15 protein-coding genes are annotated in these 25,227 nt (G+C 71.6%); 14 read left to right on the top strand and 1 reads right to left on the bottom strand.

All coding sequences use genetic code 11. From position 1 onward, the window contains the following. Positions 1-30: 30 nt before the first annotated feature. The 8 genes from ACR68M_RS03285 (at position 31) to ACR68M_RS03250 (ending at position 16,599) form a co-directional block, all read left to right on the top strand. Entirely contained in the window at positions 31-744 is a 714-nt protein-coding gene (locus ACR68M_RS03285; RefSeq protein ID WP_441248852.1) for a hypothetical protein, read from the top strand. Beyond that, a complete protein-coding gene (locus ACR68M_RS03280; RefSeq protein ID WP_441248851.1) occupies positions 744-1,724 on the top strand; it encodes a hypothetical protein in 981 nt (326 codons plus the stop codon). Before ACR68M_RS03285 ends, ACR68M_RS03280 begins: the two co-directional genes overlap by 1 nt. Then, entirely contained in the window at positions 1,717-2,595 is an 879-nt protein-coding gene (locus tag ACR68M_RS03275) for a hypothetical protein (protein WP_441248850.1), read from the top strand. Before ACR68M_RS03280 ends, ACR68M_RS03275 begins: the two co-directional genes overlap by 8 nt. Before the next feature lie 85 nt (positions 2,596-2,680). Next, a complete protein-coding gene (locus ACR68M_RS03270) occupies positions 2,681-3,229 on the top strand; it encodes a SigE family RNA polymerase sigma factor (RefSeq protein WP_441248849.1) in 549 nt (182 codons plus the stop codon). Continuing rightward, positions 3,226-4,308, top strand: coding sequence for an alpha/beta hydrolase (locus ACR68M_RS03265; protein WP_441248848.1), 1,083 nt, complete (start codon positions 3,226-3,228; stop codon positions 4,306-4,308). Before ACR68M_RS03270 ends, ACR68M_RS03265 begins: the two co-directional genes overlap by 4 nt. Before the next feature lie 233 nt (positions 4,309-4,541). Further along, the gene (locus tag ACR68M_RS03260; RefSeq protein WP_441248847.1) at positions 4,542-5,849 is read left to right on the top strand and encodes an MFS transporter; all 1,308 of its coding nucleotides are present in this window, start codon (positions 4,542-4,544) and stop codon (positions 5,847-5,849) included. Continuing rightward, entirely contained in the window at positions 5,846-9,154 is a 3,309-nt protein-coding gene (locus tag ACR68M_RS03255) for a type I polyketide synthase (protein WP_441248846.1), read from the top strand. Before ACR68M_RS03260 ends, ACR68M_RS03255 begins: the two co-directional genes overlap by 4 nt. Then, positions 9,151-16,599, top strand: a complete 7,449-nt coding sequence (locus tag ACR68M_RS03250) for a MupA/Atu3671 family FMN-dependent luciferase-like monooxygenase (protein ID WP_441248845.1) — start codon at positions 9,151-9,153, stop codon at positions 16,597-16,599. Before ACR68M_RS03255 ends, ACR68M_RS03250 begins: the two co-directional genes overlap by 4 nt. 66 nt (positions 16,600-16,665) lie before the next feature. On the opposite strand, the gene ACR68M_RS03245 is transcribed toward ACR68M_RS03250, so the two are convergent. Beyond that, entirely contained in the window at positions 16,666-16,794 is a 129-nt protein-coding gene (locus tag ACR68M_RS03245) for a hypothetical protein (protein ID WP_441248844.1), read from the bottom strand. Between the two features lie 241 nt (positions 16,795-17,035). On the opposite strand from ACR68M_RS03245, the gene ACR68M_RS03240 reads away from it, so the two are divergent. The 6 genes from ACR68M_RS03240 (at position 17,036) to ACR68M_RS03215 (ending at position 25,226) form a co-directional block, all read left to right on the top strand. Then, a complete protein-coding gene (locus ACR68M_RS03240) occupies positions 17,036-17,239 on the top strand; it encodes a cold-shock protein (protein WP_030918248.1) in 204 nt (67 codons plus the stop codon). Positions 17,240-17,609: 370 nt separating this feature from the next. Continuing rightward, positions 17,610-19,163: a DEAD/DEAH box helicase gene (locus ACR68M_RS03235; RefSeq protein ID WP_441248843.1), complete on the top strand. Its 1,554-nt coding sequence runs from the start codon at positions 17,610-17,612 to the stop codon at positions 19,161-19,163. Between the two features lie 181 nt (positions 19,164-19,344). Beyond that, a complete protein-coding gene (locus tag ACR68M_RS03230) occupies positions 19,345-19,725 on the top strand; it encodes a CBS domain-containing protein (protein WP_441248842.1) in 381 nt (126 codons plus the stop codon). Between the two features lie 263 nt (positions 19,726-19,988). Then, entirely contained in the window at positions 19,989-21,680 is a 1,692-nt protein-coding gene (locus ACR68M_RS03225) for a beta-1,3-glucanase family protein (RefSeq protein ID WP_441248841.1), read from the top strand. A gap of 190 nt (positions 21,681-21,870) precedes the next feature. Then, complete coding sequence (locus ACR68M_RS03220; protein ID WP_441248840.1) at positions 21,871-23,817, top strand: putative bifunctional diguanylate cyclase/phosphodiesterase; 1,947 nt, start codon at positions 21,871-21,873, stop codon at positions 23,815-23,817. Between the two features lie 515 nt (positions 23,818-24,332). Then, a complete protein-coding gene (locus tag ACR68M_RS03215) occupies positions 24,333-25,226 on the top strand; it encodes an ABC transporter substrate-binding protein (protein WP_441248839.1) in 894 nt (297 codons plus the stop codon). Position 25,227 lies beyond the last annotated feature (1 nt).

Genomic DNA, 25,227 nt, shown 5'->3' with positions numbered 1-25,227 from the left:
TGATGGTCGGAACGGCTTGGGGGATGCGCGGTGGCGATTGACGATCTGCCAGGGCCGGTCGTGACGTTCCTCAACGTGATAGGCGTGCCCTGGCCGTATATCGACGAGGACCAGATCCGCCAGTTCGCCGTGATGGTGCGCCAGTTCGGCCAGGCCGTGGAGCGGACGCACGCCGATGCGACCCGGACGATGGAGAACTTCGCCCAGGCATACCAGGGCGCGGCCACCCAGCAGATGCAGTCGGGTTGGGCCCGGATGTCCGAGCGGCACACGCAGGAGCTGGTGGCGGGCTGCCATCTGCTCGCCGATGCGCTGGACGTCGGTGCGGGCGTGATCGTCGCGCAGAAGGTCGAGGCGCTGGCGGAGCTGGCCGTGATGGCCGCCACCTTCGTGGCCGACCAGGCGGCCGCTGTGGCGACGTTCGGGCTGGCCGAGGCGGCCGTGCCGGTGATCATCGAGGTCGGCAAGAAGCTGCTGGAGACGCTCAAGCAGCAGATCATCCAGTACATCATCGGCGAGATCATCGAGGCAGCGGCCAAACCGCTCTTCGCGAAGATCGAGCACGCCATGTCCGGTCTGGACTGGTCGCAGACGGGCGGCGCAGCGTCCGCCGGCGCAGGGGACGGATTCATGCTCCATCACGAAGCGGCCGGCAGCCATCTGCAGATACTGCGCGGTCACACCGACACCTTCCGTGAACACGCGCAGCAGCTGCGCAGCGGGCTGGAAGGTCTGGCCTTCTGATGTCGGCCGGGGGAGAGGAGAAGGCGGTCTTCCACGCGCTGCGGACCGACGCGATCGACGCGCTGCCGAAGATCGCCGAGAAGCACGCCGCCGTCGTCGAGGACGCCGTCGACAAGGGCGCGAAGAACCTCGCCGAACACGCCGCCAACGACGCCAGACTGGCTGAGGATCTCAGGCCCAGGACACCCGCAGGCGAAGCGCAGGCCATCGAGGCGACCGGTCCTCGTACGGCGGGCGAGGGGGTCACGCTGCCGGGTGCCGATGGCGAAGTCCGGCCGGCCTTCGGCAACAGCGCGTTGCGGGACGGCCCCAGCTACCAGCAGGAGATCGACGACCAGCTGGGCGCCCGCGGCCTGGACCGCGCCGAGCACGACAGGCTCCGGACCTCGCCCACCAACGACCTGTCCGAGGCGGAGGCCCGCCAGGTCGTCGAGGTCCGCGACACGATCAAGCTCGGCGAGGGCCGGATGGTGACCAAGGTGGTCAAGCCCGAGATCGCCGAGGCCTACCTGGAGAACGCCACCACGCTCGGCGCACGCGACTTCAACCCCGGCGAGTTCCGTGGCTCCGTCGCGCGAGGCTCGGATACCGCCGACCTGCGGAGCATGGACGACCTGCGCGACGGGCTCGCCCTCGACGACGGCGGCGCCGGCTGGACCCCCGTACCGCCGGGTGCGTCCGAGGCGTACCAGCTGCGCTTCCCCGCGCCGCACGGCATGGAGGCCGACCCGACGCTCGGTGCGGTCGGCGACCAGGCGCTGGCCGACCGCGTCGCCGGCATGGCCGGGCACAGCCCGGGGCGGGCCTGGGACGAGCCGTTCCTGGGGACCGGCTACACGGGCGGTGGGGTCCCGGAGTGGGAGGCCAAGCCGACCGGCTTCCCGCACCATGCTGAGATATGGCGTATGAACGCCGACGGCACCGAGGAGGCCGTCGGCTATTTCGACAAGAACGAGGGGCTGTGGAAGTACCATGACTGACCCTGTAGCCCGCAGCTATCAGGTCAAGGGTGAGGTCGCCGCCTTCCGGGGGGAGCTCGTCCCCGCTCGGGCCGCCACCGGCCTGTGGCCGTACGTCGAACTGCTGCCCGCCCCCGGCTCGCCCGCGCCCGAAGGCGTCGCACCACGGCACGCCGCCGACGGCTCGGTCGTGGGATACCCGCTGCCACCGGATCGCCTCGACGCCTGGTACGCCGTGCACTGGACGTTCCGGTGGCGCGGTGAGCTCTTCGAGTGCACCCACGCCACGGACAGCACGGTCGCCGGCAACTACCTCGGTGATGACGCGAGTTTCGCCAAGGAGCACCTCAAGCGCCGGGTCAGGGGCTACCGAGGCGAATTCCCGCGCGGCGAGGTCACCGAGCTGACGGAGCATCGCGAGGACCTGCTCGGCCCGCTCACCGCCCTGGTCCGGCGCCTGGTCGAGGCGAACCACTTCCGCCCCGAGACCTACGCCGTCCACCGAGGCAGGGCATATCCGGCCGCCGCCCAGGCCGACGCCTCGGGCCGGATCGCCCTGACCGGCGTCGACCTCGACATGTCCGACCTGCCCGCCGACCCGCAGGACCCGACCGGCCGTCGCCACCTGGCCGCCCCGGAGCAGCTGGACGCCTGGTGCCGGACGCACTGGACGTTCTCGTGGCAGGGCGGCCCGTTCGACGCGGTCGGCACGGCAGAGGGCCGGATCAAGGGTGTCTACACCGGTGCCAGCTGGGGCTTCGTCGACGGCTTCCAGCTGACCCAGGAGACGGCCCCCGACGGCGCCCACACCTGCTACACCGTCGAGGTTGACCTCGATGGTGTCACCGACCTCGAACAGCACCGGACCGACCTGCTGGCCGCCGACGGCTGACCGCTGCGCCGCAGAATCGAGCCACCCCGCCGGGCAACCTGATCCACGCAGGTCGTGGTCTGTACAGGTGAGGGGGGTGAGGCTGATGGGCAGCTACGAGGAAGAAGCGGAGTTCAGCGGCTTCGTGCAGGCCAGGTGGGCCGGGTTGGTCCGGACGGGGTACCTGCTGACCGGGAACCGGCACGACGCGGAGGACCTGGCGCAGACCGCGCTGGCCAAGGTGTACGCATCCTGGCGACGCGTGCGCAGCAGTGACAGCCCGGACGCGTACGTGCGCCGCATCCTGGTGACGAGCAACATCGACCGCTTCCGCAAGCGCCGGGTGACGGAGTACCCGACCGAGCTGCTGCTGGAGCCGATAGGTCTGCACCCGGCGGACGCCGGCGCGCAGGTCGACCAGCGCCAGGTGCTCTTCGCCGCGCTCGCCACGGTGCCCGCGCGGCAGCGGGCCGTGGTGGTGCTGCGCTACTGGGAGGACCTCTCCGAGGCGCAGGTCGCCGCCGCGCTCGGCTGCTCCGTCGGCACCGTCAAGAGCCAGGCCGCCAAGGGGCTGGCCAAGCTGCGCGCCCACGCCGGCCTCACCGATCTCGGCACGCCGGCCACCACCGACTCCCGATCGAAGGTGCTCCGATGATCCGGCCCGACGAGAGCCGCACCCCCACCGACGAACCGGGGCTGCGCCGTGCCCTCGCGCACGGCGCGGCGGACCTCGTCGTCTCCCCGGCGCCGTACGCGGCGATCGTCCGCGACGGCCACGGGCTGCGGCGGCGTCGGGCGGCGGTGCGTAACGGGCTCATCGCGGCGATGGTCGTCGTCCCCGCGCTGACCCTCGCACTGCTCCCGGGCCGCCACCCGGCGTCCGCACCTGGGCCGGCTGCCGACAGGCTCGACCAGCCCAAGGCCGCCGCCACCCAGCAGTGGCACGGCGTCGAACACCCGGGGGTGCCCAAGGACGTGAAGGAGACCCAGCTCAGGGGCCGGCTCTCCGGGGTGGACGGGGAGGTGCTGGTCTGGACGCCGCCGCAGTACGACGACCCGGCGTACAAGGACAGGACCTTCCCCGTGGTCGAGTTGCTGGCCGGCTTCCCCGCCTCCTCCAGTGCCTGGTTCGCCAACCTGGACGTGTCCGAGCAGCTGGCGCCGCTGATGAAGTCGGGTCGGATCGCACCGTTCATCCTGGTCGCCCCGCGGGTCACCCTGCTGTCCGAACACCAGGACACCGGCTGCGCGGACGTCCCTGGCAAGGTCAATGCCGAGACCTGGCTCTGGCGGGACGTGCCGCAGATGGTGCTCGACAACTTCCGGGTCGACCCGGCGGCCGACCACTGGGGTGTGGCGGGCTACTCGGCGGGCGCGCACTGCGCCACCCGCCTGGCCATCGCCCACCCGGACCGCTTCCGGGCGGCGATCGCGATGTCCGGCTACAACGACCCGATGGCCGAGGTGAGTTCGCTGACCGCCGAGGACCCGCACCTGCGCGAGGTGGACAACCCGCTCCACATGCTGACCCACGCGCAGACTCCGCCGGACGTCGCGCTCTACCTGACCGGCCGCAAGGGTGACGGGCTGGAGGACGCCCAGGCCCTGGCTCGGGCGGCCGAGCCACCGACCACGGTCGACCCGGTGGAGACCACCGGCCCGCACGTGAGCTCGGCCTGGAAGCCGATGGTGCCGACCGCCTTCACCTGGCTCAGCCAGTACGTCAAGCCCTGACCGGCGCCAACATCTGGCCCCGGTGGACCGTGCTGATCCACCGTCAACCTCGAACTCTGGCACTTCCCTGTCAGATCCTTGCCACGGAGATCTTCACCTTCCTAGACTCGAGATCCAAGGTTCGGCGCGTCCATGTCATAGATGTCACCCGCTCGTGAGCGAGTCGGTGTACGGATGGGCGTGGCAGAAACAGCCTGCCGGTGTCCGTGGATTGGCTTGGGGGAGGGGCTGAGGTGCGGCGTTTCCGTCTGCTCGTCGTGGGCAACGCGGTTTCCGCGTACGGTAGTTATCTCAACATGGTCGCGCTCAACGTCTTCGTCTACCACCTGACGGGCAGTGCTCTGACGGCCGGTCTGTACATGGCGGTACGGCTGCTCACCAGCGTGGCCTCCGGGGTCGTCGCGGGCTCCCTCGCGTCCCGGATCCCGCGTAAACGCCTCATGGTGGGCTCGGACCTCACCCAGGCCACCGCTTTGGTCCTGCTGCTGCTGGCGCCCTCGGGCGCCCGCGTCACGCTGCTGTTCGTGCTTGCCGTCATCGCCGGTGCCTGCTCGACCGTCTCGGGGGTGTCGCTGCGCAGTGCGGTGCCCGAGATCGTCGGGGCGGACCTGCGGACGAAGGCCAACAGCCTTCTGGCGACCGGCCGTTCGCTGGCGATGGTGGCCGGGTTCGGCTCGGCGAGCATCATCGTCGCGCAACTCGGCTACCGCTGGGCCTTCGGCTTCGACGCGCTGTCGTTCGTCGTATCGGCGAGCGTGCTGCTGTCGCTGCCGATCCGCACGGAGGCCGCGCGGGAGACCGACGCCCCGGCGTCCGCTGCGAAGGCGGAGCAGGGCGGGAAGGGCGAGCGGACGGACGGCGGCAGGCGGTGGGCCACGCTGGTGCTGCTGCGGTCGATGCCCGTGGTGGCCGTGATGGTCCTCGTCCGGGCGGCGGACGGCCTGGGCTCCTCGTCCCACAACGTGGCCCTGCCGATCTACTCCGACCTGCTCGACCCCGCCCATCCGGCCGCGTTCATCAGCCAGTTCTGGGCGACCTGGGCGATCGGCAACATCGTCATGCAGCAGATTCTGTCCCGCTACACCTCCCGTACCGGCCGCAGTCCCGGTGAGCGGGTCTTCGCGTTGGGTGCCTGTGTGATGTCGGCCGCGTTCATCCTCGTCTTCAGCGGGCTCCCGACGGTCCTGGCGGTCGCCGCGGCACTGGTGGCCGGCATGGCGGACGGCCTGACCGAGGTCGCCTACGTCTCCCGGCTCCAGGCCGCCCCGGACGCGCAGCGGGCGCGGCTGTTCGGCCTGTCGGCGTCGGTGGAGAACCTGGGCTTCGGCCTGGGCATGATTCTCAGCGGCGCGCTGCTGGAACACTTCTCGCCGCTGCAGGTGGTGGGCGGCTTCCACGGGCTCGCGATCCTGCTGTGCGTCGGGTTCCTGGTGCTGCTGATGCGGGGCGCGGTGGCGGGACGGGCCACCCCGGCTCGTGAGCACGGGACGGAGGAGGCGGCCGACGACCCGGTACCCGCGTCCGAAGGGGGACGGGCATGACCACCCCCGCCGACCGCCGGGTCGCCGTCATCGGGGTCGCTCTCCGCCTTCCCGGCGCGGAGAGCGAGGACGCCTTCTGGCGGCTGATACGCGACGGTGAGGACCGCATCCGGCATTTCACGGACGAGGAGCTCGCTGCCGCCGGAATCCCGGCAGAGAAGTACCAGGCACCGGACTTCGTGGGCGCGAGTGCCGTCCTGGCAAGTGACGTCTCACGTTTCGACGCACCGTTCTTCGGCATGAGCGCCCGAGAGGCCACCTACACCGATCCGCAGCACCGCCTCTTTCTCGAAGTCGCCTATCACGCACTGGAGAACGCCGGTTATCCGCAGGAGCGTCCGGGCACGCGCATCGGTGTCTACGCCACCACCGGGTACGAGCTGTATTCGCTGCAGACCTATCTGATCAACAACGTGCTCCAGGAAATGACCGAGGCGGACTGGCTCTCACGCATGCAGGTGATGGTCGGCAACTACCCCGATTTCACCGGCACCCGTGCCTCGTTCCGGCTGGGCCTCACCGGCCCGTCCATCAACATCCAGACGGGGTGCTCCAGTTCGCTCGTCGCGGTCCAGGCCGCCGCACAGGCCCTGCTGTGCGGCGATACCGACATCGCGCTCGCCGGGGCCACGGCCATCCACACTCCGCAGGTGCTGGGCTACCAGTACGTCAAGGGCTCGATCCTGTCGAAGACGGGCCGCCTGCGGGCATTCGACGCTGCGGCGGACGGCACGGTCGGCGGCAACGGTGTGGCGGCGATCGTCCTCAAGCGGCTCGACCGTGCCGTCGCCGACCGGGACACCATTCACGGAGTGATCAGTGGTTGGGGCGTCAGCAACGACGGCGCCACCAAACACACCTACACCGCGCCCAGCGCGGTCGGCCAAGAGGCCGCGATCCGACGGGCGTTGGAGACGGCCGGGGTCAGCGCGGACGAGATCGGCCTGCTGGAGACCCACGGCACCGGCACGCTCAAGGGCGACCCGATCGAGTTCGACGGTGCCACTGCCGCGTTCCGCGCCGACACCGACCGCACCGGCTACTGCGCGATCGGCTCGGTCAAGGCCAACATCGGTCATCTGGACGTGGCTTCGGGCCTGGTGGGCCTCATCAAGGCGATGCTCGCCGTGCGACACGGGGTGATCCCGCCGATGGCCAACTTCGAACACCCCAACCCGGCGCTCGACCTCGCCACCAGCCCCTTCTACATCCCCCGCGAGGCCCGCCCGTGGCCGCAGGACGGTCGCCCGCGCCGGGCCGGGGTCACCTCGCTGGGCGTGGGCGGCACCAACGTCCACATCCTGCTGGAGGAGCCGCCGCCCGCGTACCCCGTGCCGGAACACGACGCTCACCCCGCTCCCGGCGTGCTGCTGGTCTCCGGACGTGACCCGCAGGCGCTCACCGCGAACGCCCGTGCCCTCCGCACCCACTTGCGCCGACACCCGCACACCTCCCTGCCCGATCTGGTCACCACCGCTGCCCTCGGCCGCAGCCACGGACGGCACCGGCTCGCCGTGCGCGGCGACAGCCCGGCAGCGCTCGCCGACGCGCTCGACGGCTGGCTGACCGGCACGGCCCCCGCAGGCAGTAGGCGCGGCCCGGTGTCGTCCGGCCTCACCCCGCGCGAGGGCGCGACCTCGGTCGGCTTCCTGTTCGCGGGCCAGGGCAGCCCCTCCCGGGGTATGGCCGCCCCCTTCGACGGAAGGTTCCGGGCGGTGGCGGACGTCCTCGACGCGTGCGAGGCGCAGTACCGCCGGGAGTACGGCGCACCGCTGCTGGACGCGTTGCGCGGCGGCACGGAGGCCACCGAGCACGAGATCTGGCCGACGGACACCGCGCAGCCCGCCCTGTTCGCGTTCCAGGTGGCACTCACCCGCATGTGGCAGGAGGCCGGGGTACGGCCCGCGATCGTCGCCGGGCACAGCGCCGGGGAGTACGCGGCGCTGGCGGCCGCCGGGGCGCTCACCGTGGCGGACGGGCTGCGGCTCACCGCCGAGCGCGGCCGGCTCATGCAGGGCTGTCCTCCCGGCGCGATGGTCGCAGTCGCCGCCGACCGGACCACCGCCGAGCGGCTGGCGGCCGAGCTGGCCGAACTGGACGTGGACGGACTGGAGGTGGCCGGACTGGAGGTGGCCGTCGCCAACGGTGAGCGGTCGCACGTGCTGGGCGGCCCGGTGGAGGCGGCCGAGAAGCTGCTCGGCCTGCTCGCCGAGCGCGGCATCCCCGGCGAGTGGCTCCCGGTCGACCGAGCCTTCCACACGGCTCTGACGGAACCGGCGCTCGGCGCGTTCCGTACGGTGCTGGAGGGCATTGCCTTCCGGCCACTGACCGTCCCGTTCGTGAGCGGGCTGGACGGCGTCGTCCGTCCCGTGGGGTGGGTGCCGGACGCGGACTACTTCCTGCGGCACACCCGGGAGGCGGTGCGGTTCGACGCCGTGCTCGCGACGCTCGGGGCGTCCGGCGATCCCGTGCTGCTGGACATCGGCCCGCACCACACGTTGGGCGGCCTGGCCAAGCGCGCCCTGCCCGGCGCCACCGTGGTCTCGGCGATGCGTCGCGGCGCGGGCATCGAACCCCTGTGGTCCGCCGCCGCCGCCCTGCACTGCGCGGGCGTGCCCGTGGACTGGCATCACCTGCTGGAGGGCACCGGCGGCGGTCGCACCCCGCTGCCTGCCTACCGCTTCCAGCGTCGGCACTACTGGACAGGCCCCGAACCGGCGATCAGCACGGTCGGTGCACTAGTGGAAGATGAGGACGCAGTGGAACTGAGCAACGCGGGGACGGCCACCGCCGACGACGTACGCCGTCACATCGTGGAACTGACGGTCAGTCACTTGGGGGCCGAGTCGGGGGCGGTGATCGACGACACCTCGTTCTTCGATCTGGGCGCCGACTCGCTGCAGATGATCCACATGCTGCGGCTCATCGAGCAGGAGCACCAGGTCAAGGTCGCCATGCGTGAACTGTTCGAGGAGGCCGGTACGCCGCGTCTGCTGGCCGAGCTGATCGTGGGCCGGATGCCGGGGGCCGCTGCTATAGCTGCCGCGCCGGTGCCTGCTCCGGCAGCTCCGGCTCCCGTTCAGGTCCGGGTGCCTGCACCCGCCGCGCCTGCGGCTCCGGCCGCCGTCCCGGCGGCGGTCGCGTCCCCGGAGTACGCGACGCGTCAGGAGATCGATGACCTGGCCCGCCAGATCCAGCAACTCACCCAGATCCAGCTCCAGATGATGACGCAGCTCTCCGACCTGGTGACCCGTCAGCTTCTCTCCCTCTCCGGCGGTACGTCGAACGCGGCCGGTGGCCGGTGAGCGCGCGGCAGCACCAGGACGGTCTCGCGGCCGTCACCGCCGCGACCGACGGCGACCTCGCCGCGATGGCGGAGCTGTCGCGACGGATCGCCGAGCAACTGGCCGTGGCAGCCCCGCCCGCAGCCCCCGTTGCCGCTCCGGCACCGTCGGGCGCCGCGCCGAAGATGCACGGCCCGCGGGTGGCCGTCGACCGAGGGTCCGGCATGGTCAGCGGAGGCGGGCCCGAGAGCCGCAAGCGGCACCTGGACGATCTCGTCCGCCGATACACCGCGAAGACGCCGACGTCGAAGGAGCTGGCGCAGCGCCACCGCCGGGTGCTGGCCGACAGCCGGGCCGTGGTCGGCTTCCGCTCCAGCACCAAGGAGATGCTGTACCCGATCGCGTCGCGCGGCGCGTCCGGTGTGTCGATCACCGACATCGACGGCAACAGGTACACCGACATCACCATGGGCTTCGGCGTCTTGATGTTCGGCCACGAGCCGGCGTTCGTCCGCGAGGCCGTGCGCGAACACCTCTCGCGCGGAGTGCAGTTGGGGCCGCGCAATGCCGAGACGGGCGAGGCGGCCGAACTGCTCGCCGAGATCACCGGCATGGATCGGGTGGCGTTCGCCAACTCCGGGACGGAGGCCAACTCGGCTGCGATCCGGCTCGCCCGCGCCGCCACCGGACGCCGGAAGATCGTGACCTTCCACGGCTCGTACCACGGTCACGCCGACAACGTCCTCGGCCGTTCGACGGGGACGGGCGAGGAGCGCGCCACCGCGCCCGTGTCGATCGGCATCCCGGACAGTGCGGTGGCCGATCTCCTCGTCCTCGACTACGGCGACCCGGCTTCGCTGCGTGTCATCGAGGAGCAGGCGAAGTCCATCGCGGCGTGCATCATCGAGCCGGTGCAGAGCCGCCACCCGTCCCTGCAGCCGGTCGAGTTCGTCCGGGAGTTGCGCGAGCTGACGCAGCGTCACGGGATAGTGCTCATGTTCGACGAGATGCTGACCGGCTTCCGTCCGGCGCTGCGCGGCGCGCAGGAGCTGTACGGCGTGACGCCGGACCTGGCCACCTACGGCAAGCTGCTCGGCGGCGGCTTCCCGATCGGTGCCATCGCCGGGCGGTCCGACATCATGGACGGTGTCGACGGCGGCTACTGGAGCTACGGGGACGCCAGTTACCCGCCGGGTGAGACGACGTTCTTCGGCGGCACCTACATCCAGCACCCGGTGTCGATGGTGGCCGCCCGCGCCGTCCTCACCCATCTCAAGGCGCAGGGCCCGTCCCTCCAGCAGCGTCTCAACGGCCGGACGGACGAGTTCGCGGCCAATCTCAACGGCTTCTTCGAGGCCGAGGAATTCCCTTTGCGGCTCGCCCACTTCGGCTCGATGTTCCGCTTCGAGCACCGCGCCGACATGGAGCTGCTCTACCACCACCTGCTGTTGCGCGGGGTGTTCGTCTGGGAGTGGCGGAACTTCTTCCTGTCCACCGAGCACACGGACGAGGACCTCGCCGTCGTCACGGACGCCGTCCAGGGTTCGCTGCGCGAGCTGCGCGACGCCGGATTCTTTCCGGGGGCCCGCATCCTGACCCCGTCGGCCGCCGCGCCGACCGTCATCCCGGCCCCCGCGCCGGCCGTCGTCCCGGCCGCCGCGCCGGCCGTCGTCCCGGCCGTCGTGCCCGCACCGGTCGGGGCGATGTCCCTCTCCGGGCCGGCCCGCGACCGCACCCCGGCCCCGGCACCGGTGCCGCCCCGCACGTCCGGCCCCGACTTCGGTGTCTACTTCTTCGGCGACTACCCCCAGGAGGATGCTCCCCGCCTGGACAAGTACGCCATGATCCTGGAGACCGCCCGGTTCGCCGACACCCACGGATTCCACTCGCTCTGGATGCCCGAACGGCACTTCCACTCCTTCGGTGGCCTGTTCCCCAACCCCGCCGTGCTCGGGGCGGCTCTCGCCCGGGAGACGGAACGCGTCCGCATCAACGCGGGCTCGGTCGTCCTGCCGCTCCACGACTCGATCCGGGTCGCCGAAGAGTGGTCGATGGTGGACAACCTCTCCGGCGGACGGGTCGGCATCGGCTGCGCGAGCGGCTGGCACGCGAACGACTTCGTCTTCTTTCCGGACCGGTTCGGCCGTCACAAGGAGTCGATGTACAGCCAGCTCGCCGAGGTCCGGAAGTTGTGGCGCGGCGAAGCCCTCACCCGCGCCACCGGGGACGGGGGCGAGGCCGAGATACGGCTGTTCCCGAGCCCGGTCCAGGACATGCCGCCGATGTTCACGGCGGTCGTCGGCAACCCGGCCTCCTACGAGCTGGCCGCCCGCCACGACCTGGGCATCGTCACCAACCTGATGTCGCAGAGCGTGGACCAGCTGCGCGACAACATCGCCCTCTACCGCCGCACCCGTGCCGCCCACGGCCTCGATCCGGCCACCGGGCGGGTCGCCATCCTGCTGCACACCCTCCTCGGCAGCGACCACGACCAGGCGCGCGAGGCGGCGTTCGGGCCGCTCTCGCGGTACATGCGGGCCTCGCTCTCGCTGTTCGGCGGGGTGACGAACAGCCTCGGGTTCAACGTCGACCTGTCGGCGCTGAGCGAGGACGACCAGGACGTGCTGTTCGCGCGCGCCTACCAGCGGTACTGCGACGACCGGGCGCTGATCGGTACGGCCGACAGCGTGAGGCCCGTCGTGGACGCCGTCACGGCGGCGGGCGTCGACGAGATCGTGGCACTGGTGGACTTCGGGGTCCCGGCGGTGACGCTGCGGGCCGGGCTGCCCCATCTCGACTCGCTGCGCCGCACCTACGCCCGGCCTGCCGCAGCTGCGGCACCGCCCGTGGCCGCCGAGCCCCGGGAGCCGGAGGCGCAGCACCCGCTCTCCTTCGGCCAGCAGCGCATCTGGATGCTGGAGCAGATGATGCCGGGCGGCGCCGCCTACAACGAGTCCAAGGCCCTCCTCCTGGACGGCCCGCTGGACGTCCCCGCGCTCCGGTCCGCCGTGCGGTCGCTGGTGGCCCGCCACGAGAGCCTGCGGACCGTCTTCCGCGAGCAGACGGTCGGCTCGGGCGAGCCCGTGCAGGTCGTCCTGCCGCCGCACGAGCCGGACTTCGAGGTGATCGACCGCTCGGCGTCGACCCCGGCCGGGGCGGACGCGCACGCCGCCGTCCAGGACGTGCTCGACGCGGAGAGCACCCGCCGCTTCGACCTCGTGGACGGCCCCCTCTTCGTCACCCGGCTGGTGAAGCTCGGCGCGCAGCGGCACGTCCTGGTGCTCTCGCTCCACCACATCGTGATGGACGCAGTGTCGGCGGCCGTCCTGACCAGCGACCTCTCCGCCCTCTACCGGGCCGAGTCGGCCGGCCGGACGGCCTCGGACGCCGAACTGCCCGCGCTCACCTGGTCGTACGGTGACCATGCCCGTGCGCAGCGGGCTGCCGCCGGAAGCCCCAAGACGTCGGCGGACCTCGCCTACTGGCGCGAGGCCCTCGGTGGCGAGCTGCCGGTGCTGGACCTGCCCACCGACCGGCCCCGCCCGTCGGTGATGACGTCCAACGGCAAGGCCGTCTTCCGTACGCTGACTCCCGAACTCTCCGACGGGCTCCGGGCGTTGAGCCGGGGTCGGCGTGCGACGCTGTTCATGACGCTGATTGCGGGCTATGCGGCGCTGCTGCACCGCCTCACCGGCGACCAGGACGTGGTGATCGGCACGCCGATCTCCGATCGTCCCGAGGGTGCGGAGCAGCTGGTCGGCTTCTTCGTCAACACCCTGGCGCTGCGGGTCGACCTGTCCGGCGACCCCGACTTCGGCACCCTCCTCGACCGGGTGCGACGCACCGCGCTGGACGCCTACGACCACGCCGACGTCCCGTTCGAGTCGGTCGTGCGGGAGCTGGCGCGGGGCCGCGCCACCGACCGCACGCCGATCTTCCAGGTGCTCGCCGAGTTCGAGCGGGACGAGCCGTTCCGCTTCGACCTGCCGGACGTGCGGGCCACCGCCCTGGACGCCGGGCCCGACAAGGCCCTCACCGACCTGTGCGTGTACTTCACCGACGGCGGCCCGACGGAGGGCATCCGCTGCCACCTTGAGTACAACACCGACCTGTTCGACCTCGCCACGATCGACGGCTGGTTCACGGCGTTCTCCGACATCCTGCGGCGGGCCGTGGCGGACGCCGCGACGCCACTGTCGCAGCTGGTCACTGCAACCACGGCAACCGCTGCACCGGGGGCGGACGGCTGGCTCCGCGGTCCGGTGCGCGAGGTGCCCGAGACGACCGTGCACGCCTGGATCGCTCGGCAGGCGGCCCGCCTCCCCGGTCACGCGGCCGTCGTCGACGGCGAAACCATCCTGACGTACGGGGAGTTGGAGCGCCGGGCGTCCCGGCTCGCCGCCGTCATCCGGGCTCGGATCGGCGCGCCGGTGGCGGGAGTGGACCGCCCGGTCCCGCTGTGGCTGAACCGCTCACCCGAGCTGATCGTGGCGATGCTCGCCGTCCTGAAGGCCGGTCACGGCTATGCGCCGATCGATCCGGGGCTGGGGCTCGCGCGCGCCAAGGCCGTTCTGGCCGACTGCGGTTCGCCGCTGCTGGTGACCACCGGGGACGCAGCGGCTGCCCTCGACCTGCCCGCCGACATCACCGTCCTCGACGTCAACGGCCCCGACGTCAACGCCCCCGGGCTCGCCGAGGCCGACGGCGACACGGCGACGCCCTCCTCGCTCTGCTACGCGCTGCACACCTCCGGGACGACCGGACGGCCCAAGGGCGTTGCCGTCCCGCACAGCAATCTCGTGTCGTTCTGCCGATGGCACCACGAGCACTTCGCGACGACGTCCGAGGACCGTGCGGCACTGCTGTCCAGCGTCAGCTTCGACGGCTCGCTGATGGAGATCTGGCCGGCGCTGACGGCGGGCGCGACGCTCGTCGTGGCCGACGACGAGACGCGCAAGGACCCGCTGGCGCTGGCCCGTTGGTACGCCGTGCACCGCATCACGTTCTCGTTCCTCACCACGGCCTTCGGCGAGTCGCTGATGGGCCTGGAGGAGCGGCACCAGCCGCCGCTGCGTCATCTGGTGCTCGGTGGCGACGTGTTGAGGGTGCGGCCGCACCCGTCGGCGGCGTACCGGGTCACGAACGTGTACGGGCCGACGGAGACCACGATCCTGTGCACGGCGGAGACCGTCGCGCCCAAGGGCGCCCAGGCCGGCCCGATTCCGATCGGTCTGCCCGTCGACAACGTCCGGGTGCGGGTCGTGGACGCCGACGGTGGGGCGGTGCCCGACGGGACTGCCGGTGAGCTGTGCGTCGCCGGAGCCGGGGTCGCGCGCGGCTACCTGGACCGGCCGGACGAGACCGCCGCGCGCTTCCTGCCCGACCCGGCGGGTGGCCCGGGTGCGCTGATGTACCGCACGGGTGACCTCGTGCGACGCAACGCCTCCTCCGGCGTGCTGGAGTTCTGCGGGCGCGCCGACGACCAGGTGAAGATCCGGGGGTTCCGGGTCGAACCGGGCGAGGCGACCGAGCAGTTGCGTCAGGTGTGGGGCGTGAAGGAGGCGGCCGTCGTCGCCCGGCGTGACGCGCGCGGGGATGCCTTCCTCGTCGGCTATGTCGTCCCGGCCGAGCCGCTGGACGGCGACGACGGGACGGCCGTCGCGCAGCGGACGGCCTTTGCGATCCTGACCGCCGGGGCGCTCGGGCGCCGGGTGCCGGAGTACCTGGTGCCGCGTGCCTGGGCGGTCCTGCCGGCGCTGCCGCTCAACGGCATCGGCAAGCTGGACCGTTCGGCTCTGCCCGAGCCGGGCATCACCGTCCCGGCGACGCCCGCTCCGCAGGCGGTCCCGGCGTCCGGACCACCTCCCCGTCCGTCGCGGACGGTGGAGCGGGTGCGTGAGCTGTGGGCGGCCGAGTTCGGCATCGGTGTGGAGGCGGTCGGCCCGCAGACGTCGTTCTTCGACCTGGGCGGGCACTCGATCACCGCGATCCGGTTGGTGAACCGGGTGCGGCAGGCGCTCGGGGTGGACGTGCCGGTGACGCAGCTCTTCCAGGGGCCGACCCCGGCCGCGATGGCTGCCTTCGTGGACGCGTCCGGCTCGTCGCCGGACGGCGGCCAAGCGCCTGAGGCACCCGTGACGTCGGCCTTCGGGCCCGATCGCCCCCCGCTCACCGAGGCGCAGGCGAGGTTCCTGGAACGCCTGGGCAAGATCCCCGTGCCCGAGGTGTTCAACGTCGCGCTGCGGCTCGTCATCACCGGCCCGCTGGACATCGCCGCGCTGCACACCGCTCTCACCGGTCTGACGGAGCGGCACGAGTCGTTGCGCACCCGGTGTGCCCGTGACGACGAGGCCGGGGAGTGGTGGCAGGACGTCCAGCCCGTCGTCCCGGTGGAGCCCCCGGTGGAGGATCTGCGGGCCCTGACGGAGAGCGAGCGGGAGGCCGAGCTGTCGCGGATCAGCACCGAGGCGACCTGGCACCGGTTCGACATCCAGGAGGGCGTCCAGCCGGCGATCCGGCTGGTGCGCACCGGCGAGGAGTCCTGGGCGCTGGTGTTCGTCATGCACCATTCGATGTGCGACGGCTGGGCCGTCAGCATGCTGCTCAAGGACCTCGCGGCCCTGTACCGGGCGGCGGTGACCGGCGAGCCGCACGGCCTGCCGGCGGCCGTCCAGCAGATCGCCTACGCCCGGTCCCAGCGGAGCCGTACCGACGCCGCCGACCGCGAGGAGGACTACATCTACTGGGAGAGCCAGTTGAAGGATGCGCCGTTCAAGCACGGCCTCCCGCTGGACCGGCCGCATCCCGAGGAGCTCAGCGGCCAGGGGCAGGTGGCGCAGTTCACGGTGTCGCCGGAAGCACGGGACCGCATCGAGGAGCTGGCCAAGCGGCTGGGCACCACCCCGTTCGCCGTCACGGCCACCGCCTTCGGACGCTTCATGGGCACCCTCAACGGCCGTGCGGACAACCTCCTTCAGGTCGCGTACGCCAACCGCGTGGGCCGCGACGAGGAATCGCTGTTGGCCTGCACCGTCTCCTCGTTGCTGCTGCGGGTGCGGACCGAGCCCTCGATGTCGTTCGCCGACCAGGTGCGCACCACGTCCCGCGTCGCGGGTGAGGCCCTGGAGCACCTGACGCCGATGTCCCGGTTCGCGCCTCGGCTGCGCGAACGCGGCTACCCGGACATCCCCGACCGGCTCGACTACGGCTTCCAGTACCAGAACTCCCTGGAGACCGACATCGACCTCCCCGGCCTCACCGTCCAGGTCGAGGACCTCACGATCCCGGCGGCGCGCAGCGAGTTCAACCTCGGCGTCATCCCGGCGGGCGACGGCCTCGCGGGCTACATGGAGTACTCGACCGACCTCTGGAACGCCGAGACCATCGCCTCCTGGACCAGCCGCTACGTCGCCCTCCTGGACGAACTCGTCACCCAGGCCCTGTCCGACACCCCGGCGGGCGCCTAAAGGCGCCGCTGACGCCGCGCCGTAGCCGGCGCGGCGTCAGCGCGGTCACGCCGGTGACGCGCCCGGTCAGAGCTTGAACATCGCGCTGTACGGCTGGGTGATGCGTTCCTGCCGTGATCCGAAGTCGACGAGGACCGCGCTGCCGCTGAAGGGGCTGGTGGGCAGGTGGCTGCGGACTGCTTCAGATTTCGTCATTCCCTCCAGTGTGCGCTGGGAGGCTTTCGCGGAATCGGGGTGAAATATTCCACCACGGCGGGCCGAGGCCTGCTAGAGTGTCCTTAGTTGCAGTAGTGGTTCCCATGAACTTTGTGTGCGCCTGCTGATGTGTCGCAGGCGCATTTTTGTTTCCCGGCTCTTCCCCGGGTGGGTGCTCATCGCGGCGACTCGAAGCCCGCACGGTGCGTGCTTCGGACAGCCCCTTGAAGGAGATTTTTTTATGGCTAATGGCACTGTGAAGTGGTTCAACGCGGAAAAGGGCTTCGGCTTCATCGAGCAGGAGGGTGGCGGTCCTGACGTGTTCGCCCACTACTCGAACATCAACGCCAACGGCTTCCGTGAGCTGCTCGAGGGCCAGAAGGTCGAGTTCGACGTCACGCAGGGCCAGAAGGGCCCGCAGGCCGAGAACATTCGTCCGCTGTAGTTTTTCTGCCAAGGCACCCGCCTAGCAGCGAGGGGCCCGCACCGCGTACATGCCCGGTGCGGGCCCCTTCAGCAATGCGTCAAGCGCATCCCAAGGCCGTTCAGGCCCCTTGGCTCCGCCACCGGCGGCCATCCCACGCGAGACGCACAGCGTCGCGTCCGGATCGGCGCCCTGCCGTGACATTCCACGGTTCGAGGTTCTTCGCTCCCGCCCCTTCGCGGTGAGCGCCGACCGTAGGTGACGTGCCGCACGGTTCTACCGTCCACGCTCCGCCCGTCACACTTTTTCGGCCCGTTCCCTTGCGGTCTCCGCGCTGCCCTGCGCCACGGAGCCTTCCTCGTGACGTGCCGCCCTGAGGAAGGTTTCCCGCATGAACCGCTCCAGTCGTTCCTCGTACCAGAACGCCAACTCCCGCTCCTCCGCAGGTTCCCGTTCCGGTGGCGGCTCCCGCTCCGGCGGTAGTTCCTTCTACGGTGACCGGCCTGCCGGCGGCCGCCACTCCTCCGGTCGCGGTTCCCGTCAGGGATCGTCCCCGCAGGGCGAGTTCGCGATGCCGGTGAGCACCACTCCGGCGCTGCCGGCCGTCGAGTCCTTCGACGAGCTGGAGATGCCGAAGGCGCTGCTGTCGGTGCTCACCCGTCAGGGCGTCACCGCGCCGTTCCCGATCCAGGCCGCGACGCTGCCGAACTCGCTGGCCGGTCGCGACGTCCTGGGACGGGGCCGGACCGGCTCCGGCAAGACCATCGCGTTCGGCCTCGCCGTCCTGGCCCGCACCGCCGGGCAGAAGGCCGAGCCGCGCCGCCCGCTGGCCCTGGTGCTGGTGCCCACCCGTGAGCTCGCGCAGCAGGTCACCGACGCCCTCACCCCCTTTGCCCACGCGGTGCGGCTGCGGATGGCGACCGTCGTGGGCGGGATGTCGATCGGACGCCAGGCCCAGGCGCTGAACCGCGGCGCCGAGGTCGTGGTGGCCACCCCCGGGCGGCTCAAGGACCTCATCCAGCGCGGTGACTGCCAGCTGGACGGCGTCGCCATCACGGTGCTCGACGAGGCCGACCAGATGGCCGACATGGGCTTCCTGCCGCAGGTCACCGAGCTCCTGGAGCAGGTCGCCGAGGGCTGCCAGACGATGCTGTTCTCCGCGACCCTGGACCGCAACGTCGACCGCCTGGTGCGCCGCTTCCTCAAGGACCCGGTCACACACTCCGTGGACCCGTCGGCGGGAGCGGTCAGCACGATGGAGCACCACGTGCTGCACGTGCAGAACTTCGACAAGAACGCGACGATCGCCCACATCGCGTCCCGCGACGGCGGGGTGATCATGTTCATCGACACCAAGCACGGTGCGGACCGCCTGGTTCAGGACCTGCTCGCGAACGGGGTGAAGGCCGCGGCCCTGCACGGTGGCAAGTCCCAGCCGCAGCGCACCCGCACCCTGGAGCAGTTCCGTCAGGGGCACGTGACCGCACTGATCGCGACCAATGTCGCCGCTCGGGGCATCCACGTCGATGGTCTGGACCTGGTCGTCAACCTGGACCCGCCGGCCGACCATAAGGACTACCTGCACCGGGGCGGCCGCACCGCCAGGGCCGGCGAGTCCGGCACCGTCGTCACGCTGGTGCTGCCCAACCAGCGCCGCGAGATGGCCCGGATGATGACCACGGCCGCCATCACCCCCGTCACCACCAGGGTCAGCGCCGGCGACGAGGACCTGGCCCGCATCACCGGCGCCCGCGTGCCCACCGGCATCCCCACCGTGATCGCCGACCCCGTCGTCGAGCGGCCGCGCCGCAGCCCGTCCACCAGCCGTGGCCGCCGCGGCCGCCCCGCCTCCACCGGCGGCGACACCCGGGCCACCTCCGGCCGCGACAGCCGGGGCTCCTCGGGCCGCCGTCGCGCGCCCGGGGGCGTGGCCCTCGCCGCGTAGCACCCGCCGGGCCTGGCTCGCCGTGCGAGCCGGGCCCGCAGCATCGGCGACACCGGCTTCCCGCGACGGCCGCACGCGCGATCCGCCGGCAGCGCCGCTCCGGCGGACCCCGCCCACCGTCCCACCGACCGTGCCCAGATCACCGCCAACCGCGGCGGGAGAGACACGAAGGAGTCCGCCCATGACCATCACCCTCGAACACCCCGCGAGCACCGCCACGGTCGGCGACCTCATGAAGCACCCGGAGCTGCAGATCAGCGACGATGTCATGGTCGACACCGCGATGGACATCCTGCAGAGCTCCGGCGCCGACCACCTCCTGGTCCGCGACGAGGACGGCCGCTGCACCGGGCTGCTGACCCGCCTGCACCTGGCGCCTTTTCAGGCCCGGTCCTGGTACACCGAGCGCACCCCGGTGCGCGACGTGGTTCTCGACCGCGCCCCGTTCGCCACCCCCGGCATGCCCGCCGACACCGCGGCCGCCGCCATGCGCTCCCGCGGCCTGCACGTTTGGCCGGTGGTGGACCATGACGGCCACGCCATAGGCATCCTGAGCCTCTAGGTCACACCCACCGGGCGCCAAACGCGCCAGATCGGGCACCCGCTCTCGGTGACCGGACGCGGCGGTCACGCCCGCGAGGCGGGAGACTGACCTGACGGCCCGGGTTCAAGCAGTGAACACAGTAGGGGCGCGGTCGCCCTCCAGTGTCACATCTCTTGACTTCAGAACGTCAACTGGCAAGAGTGGCAGAGCAGCTGGCCCCGCAGTGCTCCCCCCACCCCCAGCAGCGGATCGGCCCGGCCCCGCCTCTCCCAGGAGGACCCGTGATCGCCCGCAGGACCCTGATCAGCGCCTCGATGGCCGCTCTCGCAGCCCCCATCCTGCTCACCACCCAGGAGCGCCGCGCCACCGCGGCCGCCGTCCCTGCGGCCCGAACGCCGGGCCCGGCCGCGACACCTGCCACCCTCAGCGTCGACCTGGTGAACAGCAGCTCCACCGACACCGTCTACGCCTACGTCCTGGGTCTCGACCCCGACCAGGGCAACAGCTGGGCCTTCCTCCAGGCGGACGGCCGGACGCTCCACCACCCGCCATCCCCCGCCGCCCCCGGCGCCCCGCTCGGCACCGACTGCGCGATCGCCCTGCCCGCGCGGGGCGCCGCGCCCCGGACGATCGCCGTCCCCCACCTCGCCAGCGGCCGCATCTACTTCTCCCTCGGCCGCAAGCTCGTCTTCCTGGTCAACCCCGGCCCCGGCATCGCCATGCCCTCGGTGAGCAACCCCAGCGATCCCAACATCGCCACGGCCTACAGCTTCTGCGAGTTCACCTACGACCAGAGCCAGCTCTACGCCAACATCAGCTTCGTCGACTTCGCCTCGGTGCCGATCTCCTTCGCCCTGCAGACCCCGCAGGGCACCCAGACCGTCCAGGGCCTGGCGGCCGGCGGCCTCGACACCGTCTGCAGCGCCCTGCGCGCGCAGGCGGCCGCGGACGGCGGCGACTGGGCCAAGCTGATCGTCCAGGACTCCGCGGGCGGGAACCTGCGGGTGCTCAGCCCCAACCTGGCCATCGCCGGGAACCCCGCGCTCTTCCCCGGATACCTCGACCCGTACATCGACCAGGTGTGGCAGAAGTACCAGTCCACCGACCTGGTGATCGACACCCAGTACACCTGGGGCACCGTCAGGGGGCGGGTGGCGGGAGGCGTCCTGACCTTCCCCGGCGTGGGCAGCTTCGGCAAGCCGTCCACCGCCGCCGTCTTCAACTGCAGCACCGCGCCCTTCACCACCGGCAACGACGAGATGGGCAACCTCAGCGCCCGACTCGCCGCCGCGCTCAACCGCACGACCCTGCTGGCCGACGCCAACCAGCCCGACGGGGAGAACCCGGCCGCCTTCTACGCCCAGCCCCGCACCAACCACTACGCCCGCATCCTGCACGCGACCACACCCGACCACCTCGGGTACGCCTTCCCCTACGACGACGTCCACCCGGCGGGCGTCGACTTCGAAGGCAAGGTCCAGTCCGCTACCCCGACCCTGCTCACCATCACCGTCGGCGCCGTCGGCCAGGGCGCCGGCACTCCGCCACCGACCGGCACCACCAGCGCGTACGGCACGATCCAGGCCGAGGCGTACAGCTCCCAGTCCGGCACCGCTACCGAGACCTGCACCGACACCGGCGGTGGCCAGGACGTCGGCTGGATCGCCAACGGCGACTGGCTGGGTTACGCGGGCGTCGACTTCGGCGCCACAGGTGCCACCCAGTTCCGCGCCCGGGTCGCCTCGGGCGCCCCTGCGGGCGCCGGCGGCCTGGTGGAGGTACGCCTCGACAGCCCCACCGCCACCCCCGTCGGCAGCTTCGCCCTCGCCGCCACCGGCGGCTGGCAGACCTGGACGACGGTTCCCGCTGGCATCACCCGCACCACCGGCGTCCACACCGTTTACCTCACCTTCACCAGTGGCCAGCCGGCCGACTTCGTCAACATCAACTGGTTCACCTTCGCCACTGCTTGAGCCGTCATCGGCCCGTCCGGGCGCCGGCCGAGCCCGCCCTCCGCGAGCGCCGCTCCCCGGTGCGGGCCGACCGGGCAACGTGCAGACTGGAAAGCGGCTCCACGGGCGGACGGACGGGTGTGCGAGAGGCGGGATGCGGGGCGCGGCTCAGGAGGTGACGGCCTTGACGGCACGACGGCGATGGCTGACGGTGACAGCGGATCACCGCGGATGGTCCACCCTGCAGGGCGCCGCACACGACCGGCGCGGCGCCGGCGCACGGCACGGTGGCCCCCGCGAACCGCGCGGCAGTACGCACGGCCCCGGCAGCACGGAGGCGTTCCTGCAAGCGCTGGTGCAGAACGTCTCCGATGTCGTGATGATGGTGGACCACGCCGGCTGGATCCGCTGGGCCAGCCCCTCGTCCGCGCAGGTGCTGGGCTTTCCGGGCCGGGCGGGCAGACCCCTGGTGGAGCTGCTCCCCGCACACGACCGGCAGGCGTTCAGCCACATGCTCGAGCTGCTGCGGGTCGGCGACCCCAGCGCCATGCGCGACTACTGGTGGATGGTGCGCGGTGACCGGACCCCCGTGAAGATCGAGCTCAGCTGCAGCTCACCGCTGCGGCTCCCCGGAGCCCACGGCCTGGTGCTGGTGCTGACGCTGCACGACGTCACGGCCGAGCACGAGCAGGAGCACGAGCCCGGGTCCGGACTCGGGGATCCGTACGGCCCTGCGGCCACCCCCGCCGTCGGCCACCGCGCCTTCCACGATCCGCTGACCGGTCTCGTCGGCCGGGCGCTGCTGCTCGACCGGGTCGACCAGGCGCTGACCGAAAGCGTGCGCGAGGGTACCGTCATCGGCCTCCTGCTCATCGACATCGACGACTTCGCCGCCGTCAACGATGCGCACGGCCATGACACGGGTGACATGCTGCTCGTCGCCCTGGCCCTGCGGCTGGCGACGACGCTGCGCGCCTCCGACACCGCCGCCCGCCTCGGCGGCGACCGCTTCGCGGTGCTCGTCCGGGACAGCGTGACGCCCGGGGACGTCGAAACGGTGGCCGAGCGGATCACCGACCTGTTCACCGAGCCGTTCCCGCTCGACGGCCTCGGCACGGAGCGGGTCACGGTCCTGGTGGAAGTCAGCGTCGGCATCGCCACGACGGAGGACAGCCTCGACACCGCCGAGTTGCTCGGCAACGCCGACCTCGCGCTGCGGGAGGCGAAGGCCGCGGGCAAGGCCGGCTGGCGGCGGCACCGTCCCACACCACTGGACGGCCTCAGCCCCACCGACTGGCTCCAGGGTGAGCGGGGCCTCGCCCGCGCCCTGGAGAACACCGAGTTCAGCGTGCTCTACCAGCCGATCGTGAGGCTCGCCGACGACAGCCTGGTCGGCTTCGAGGCCCTGGTGCGGTGGCCGGGGACCTCCCAGGGCCCGGAGTTCCCCGACCAGTTCCTGCCGCTGGCCGAGCAGAGCGGCCAGATCCTGCCGCTCGGCGCCTGGGTGCTCGACCAGGTGACCGCCGAGATCGCGCGCTGGGCGGACGATTCGGCGGCGACCGGCGCGCGAGCGGGACGCCGCGACAGCGGCGGATGCCGTCCGCCGTACGCGAGCGTCAACGCCTCCGCGCGCCAACTGCGCGACCCCGGGTTCACGGACACCGTCCGCCGCTCCCTCGACCGTGCCCGGATCGCCCCGGCCTCCCTGGTGGTCGAGCTGCCGGAGAGCGCCCTGCGGCGTGGCGACCACCGGGTCGCCTCCTGCCTGGAGGCACTGGCCGGCCTTGGCGTCCGGATAGCCATCGACGACTTCGGCACGGGCTACGCCTCGCTGGGCTTCCTGCGTGACCTGCCCGTCTCTGTGCTCAAGATCGACCGGTCGTTCATCGACCAGCTGGGTCACTCCCCTGAGCAGTACAGCCTGGTCGAGGGTGTCGTCGCGATGGCCGAGAGCCTGGGCGTGGAGGTCGTCGCCAAGGGTGTCGAGAACGCGAGCCAGCAGCTGCTGCTCCTCTCCATGGGCTGCCCGCTGGGCCAGGGATTCTGGTTCTCCACACCGCTGGCCGCCGACCGCGCGGCGGCCGTGGCGGCGGAGGGCACGGTGGGGGTGACGAACTGGACGCGCGACGAGCGGGGTCCCAGTCGGCCGACGTCCTAGGGTCTGCCGTGAAACCCATGAGCCGCCAGAAGCCGGAGAGTTCACGATCTCCTTGGGGATCCCGTAACGACGTCACCGGCAACACCCCCGCCATCACCGGCACCACTTCGAGCGCCTCCAGAGCCCGTGCCTCCCGGACCGTGCCGTAAGCGAGTCGATCATCGACGCCGCACGCGGTCGGATCCCGCAGATCCCGCCGGAGCTGACGCTCTCTGAACGGGTGAGAGCGCACTTCGGACGGCCGAGCGCGATCCGTCGACGGCCGGAGTCCCGGATCGGACCCTGTGTGAGGTGCTGATCGCGGCGGCTTCCAGTTCGGCAGGCCCCGACGGGCCCGTTATCCAGATGTAACAGGTATTACATCTACCGACAAAAGCTGGTCACATGTAACGTCCTCCTCATGTTCGACGCCGGCGCCAGTCGTCGGCGGCACGTCAGAGGAGGGTCCGACCGTGTTGCTCACCCGCCCGATCCGTCATACGGCCGCCGCAGTCGCTTTGTCGACAACGGCCGTCGTGGCACTCGCCGCCTGCGGCGGGAACGCCGCCGATGGAGCTGCAGCCGTCCCCACCCAGGCAACCGTCGCCGGGGCGCAGGTCACTCGCGACCCGGCGCTGCACGACGTGCTTCCCGCCCAGATCCGCCAGAGCGGCACCGTCCGGGTGGCGACCGACGTGCCCTACGCGCCTTTCGAGATGTTCGCCACCGAGGGCAGCTCGGACCTCACCGGACTCGACTACGACCTCGGTCAGGCGCTCGGCGCCAAGCTCGGCGTGCGGTTCGTCTTCACACCGCAGAAGTTCGACGGCCTGGTGCCGGCCGTTCAGGCGGGAAAGTTCGACGCCGCCATGTCGGCGCTGACGGACAGCAAGGAGCGCCAGCAGGTGCTCGACTTCGTGGACTACTCGGTCTCCGGCTCGGGAATCCTGGTCGCCAAGGGCAATCCGTCCGCGATCACGAAGCTGGACGACCTCTGCGGCCGGCAGGTCGGGGTCGAGGCCGCCAGCCACCAGCTCCAGCTGCTCCAGGCCCACCAGTCGACCTGCACGGCCGCCGGCAGGCCGCCCGCAGGGATCCAGACCTTCCCCAAGGACTCGGACGCGCAACTCGCGCTGCGCGCCGGAAAGGTCGCCGCCGACCTGCTCACCAAGCCGGCGGCCGGCTGGACCGCCAAGAACGCCGACGGCGGCTCCGCCTTCGAGGTCGTCGACGACCCCGCCGCAGGTGGCGGCTACGACGCGACGCCGAACGGCATCGGCGTCAGCAGGCGGCTGCCACAACTCACCGAGGCCATCCGCAAGGCGCTGCAGCAGCTGATCGACGACGGCACCCTCACCAGGATCTGCGCCGCATACGGCGTGCCGTCGATCGCCGTGAAGCAGGCCACCGAGAATGCGGGGGTGTCCTGAC

The sequence above is a fragment of the Kitasatospora sp. McL0602 genome (genome assembly GCF_052076145.1).
Lineage (GTDB): Bacteria > Actinomycetota > Actinomycetes > Streptomycetales > Streptomycetaceae > Kitasatospora.
The sequence above is the reverse complement of the archived record's forward strand: the minus strand, read 5'-3'. Positions and strand labels throughout refer to the sequence as shown.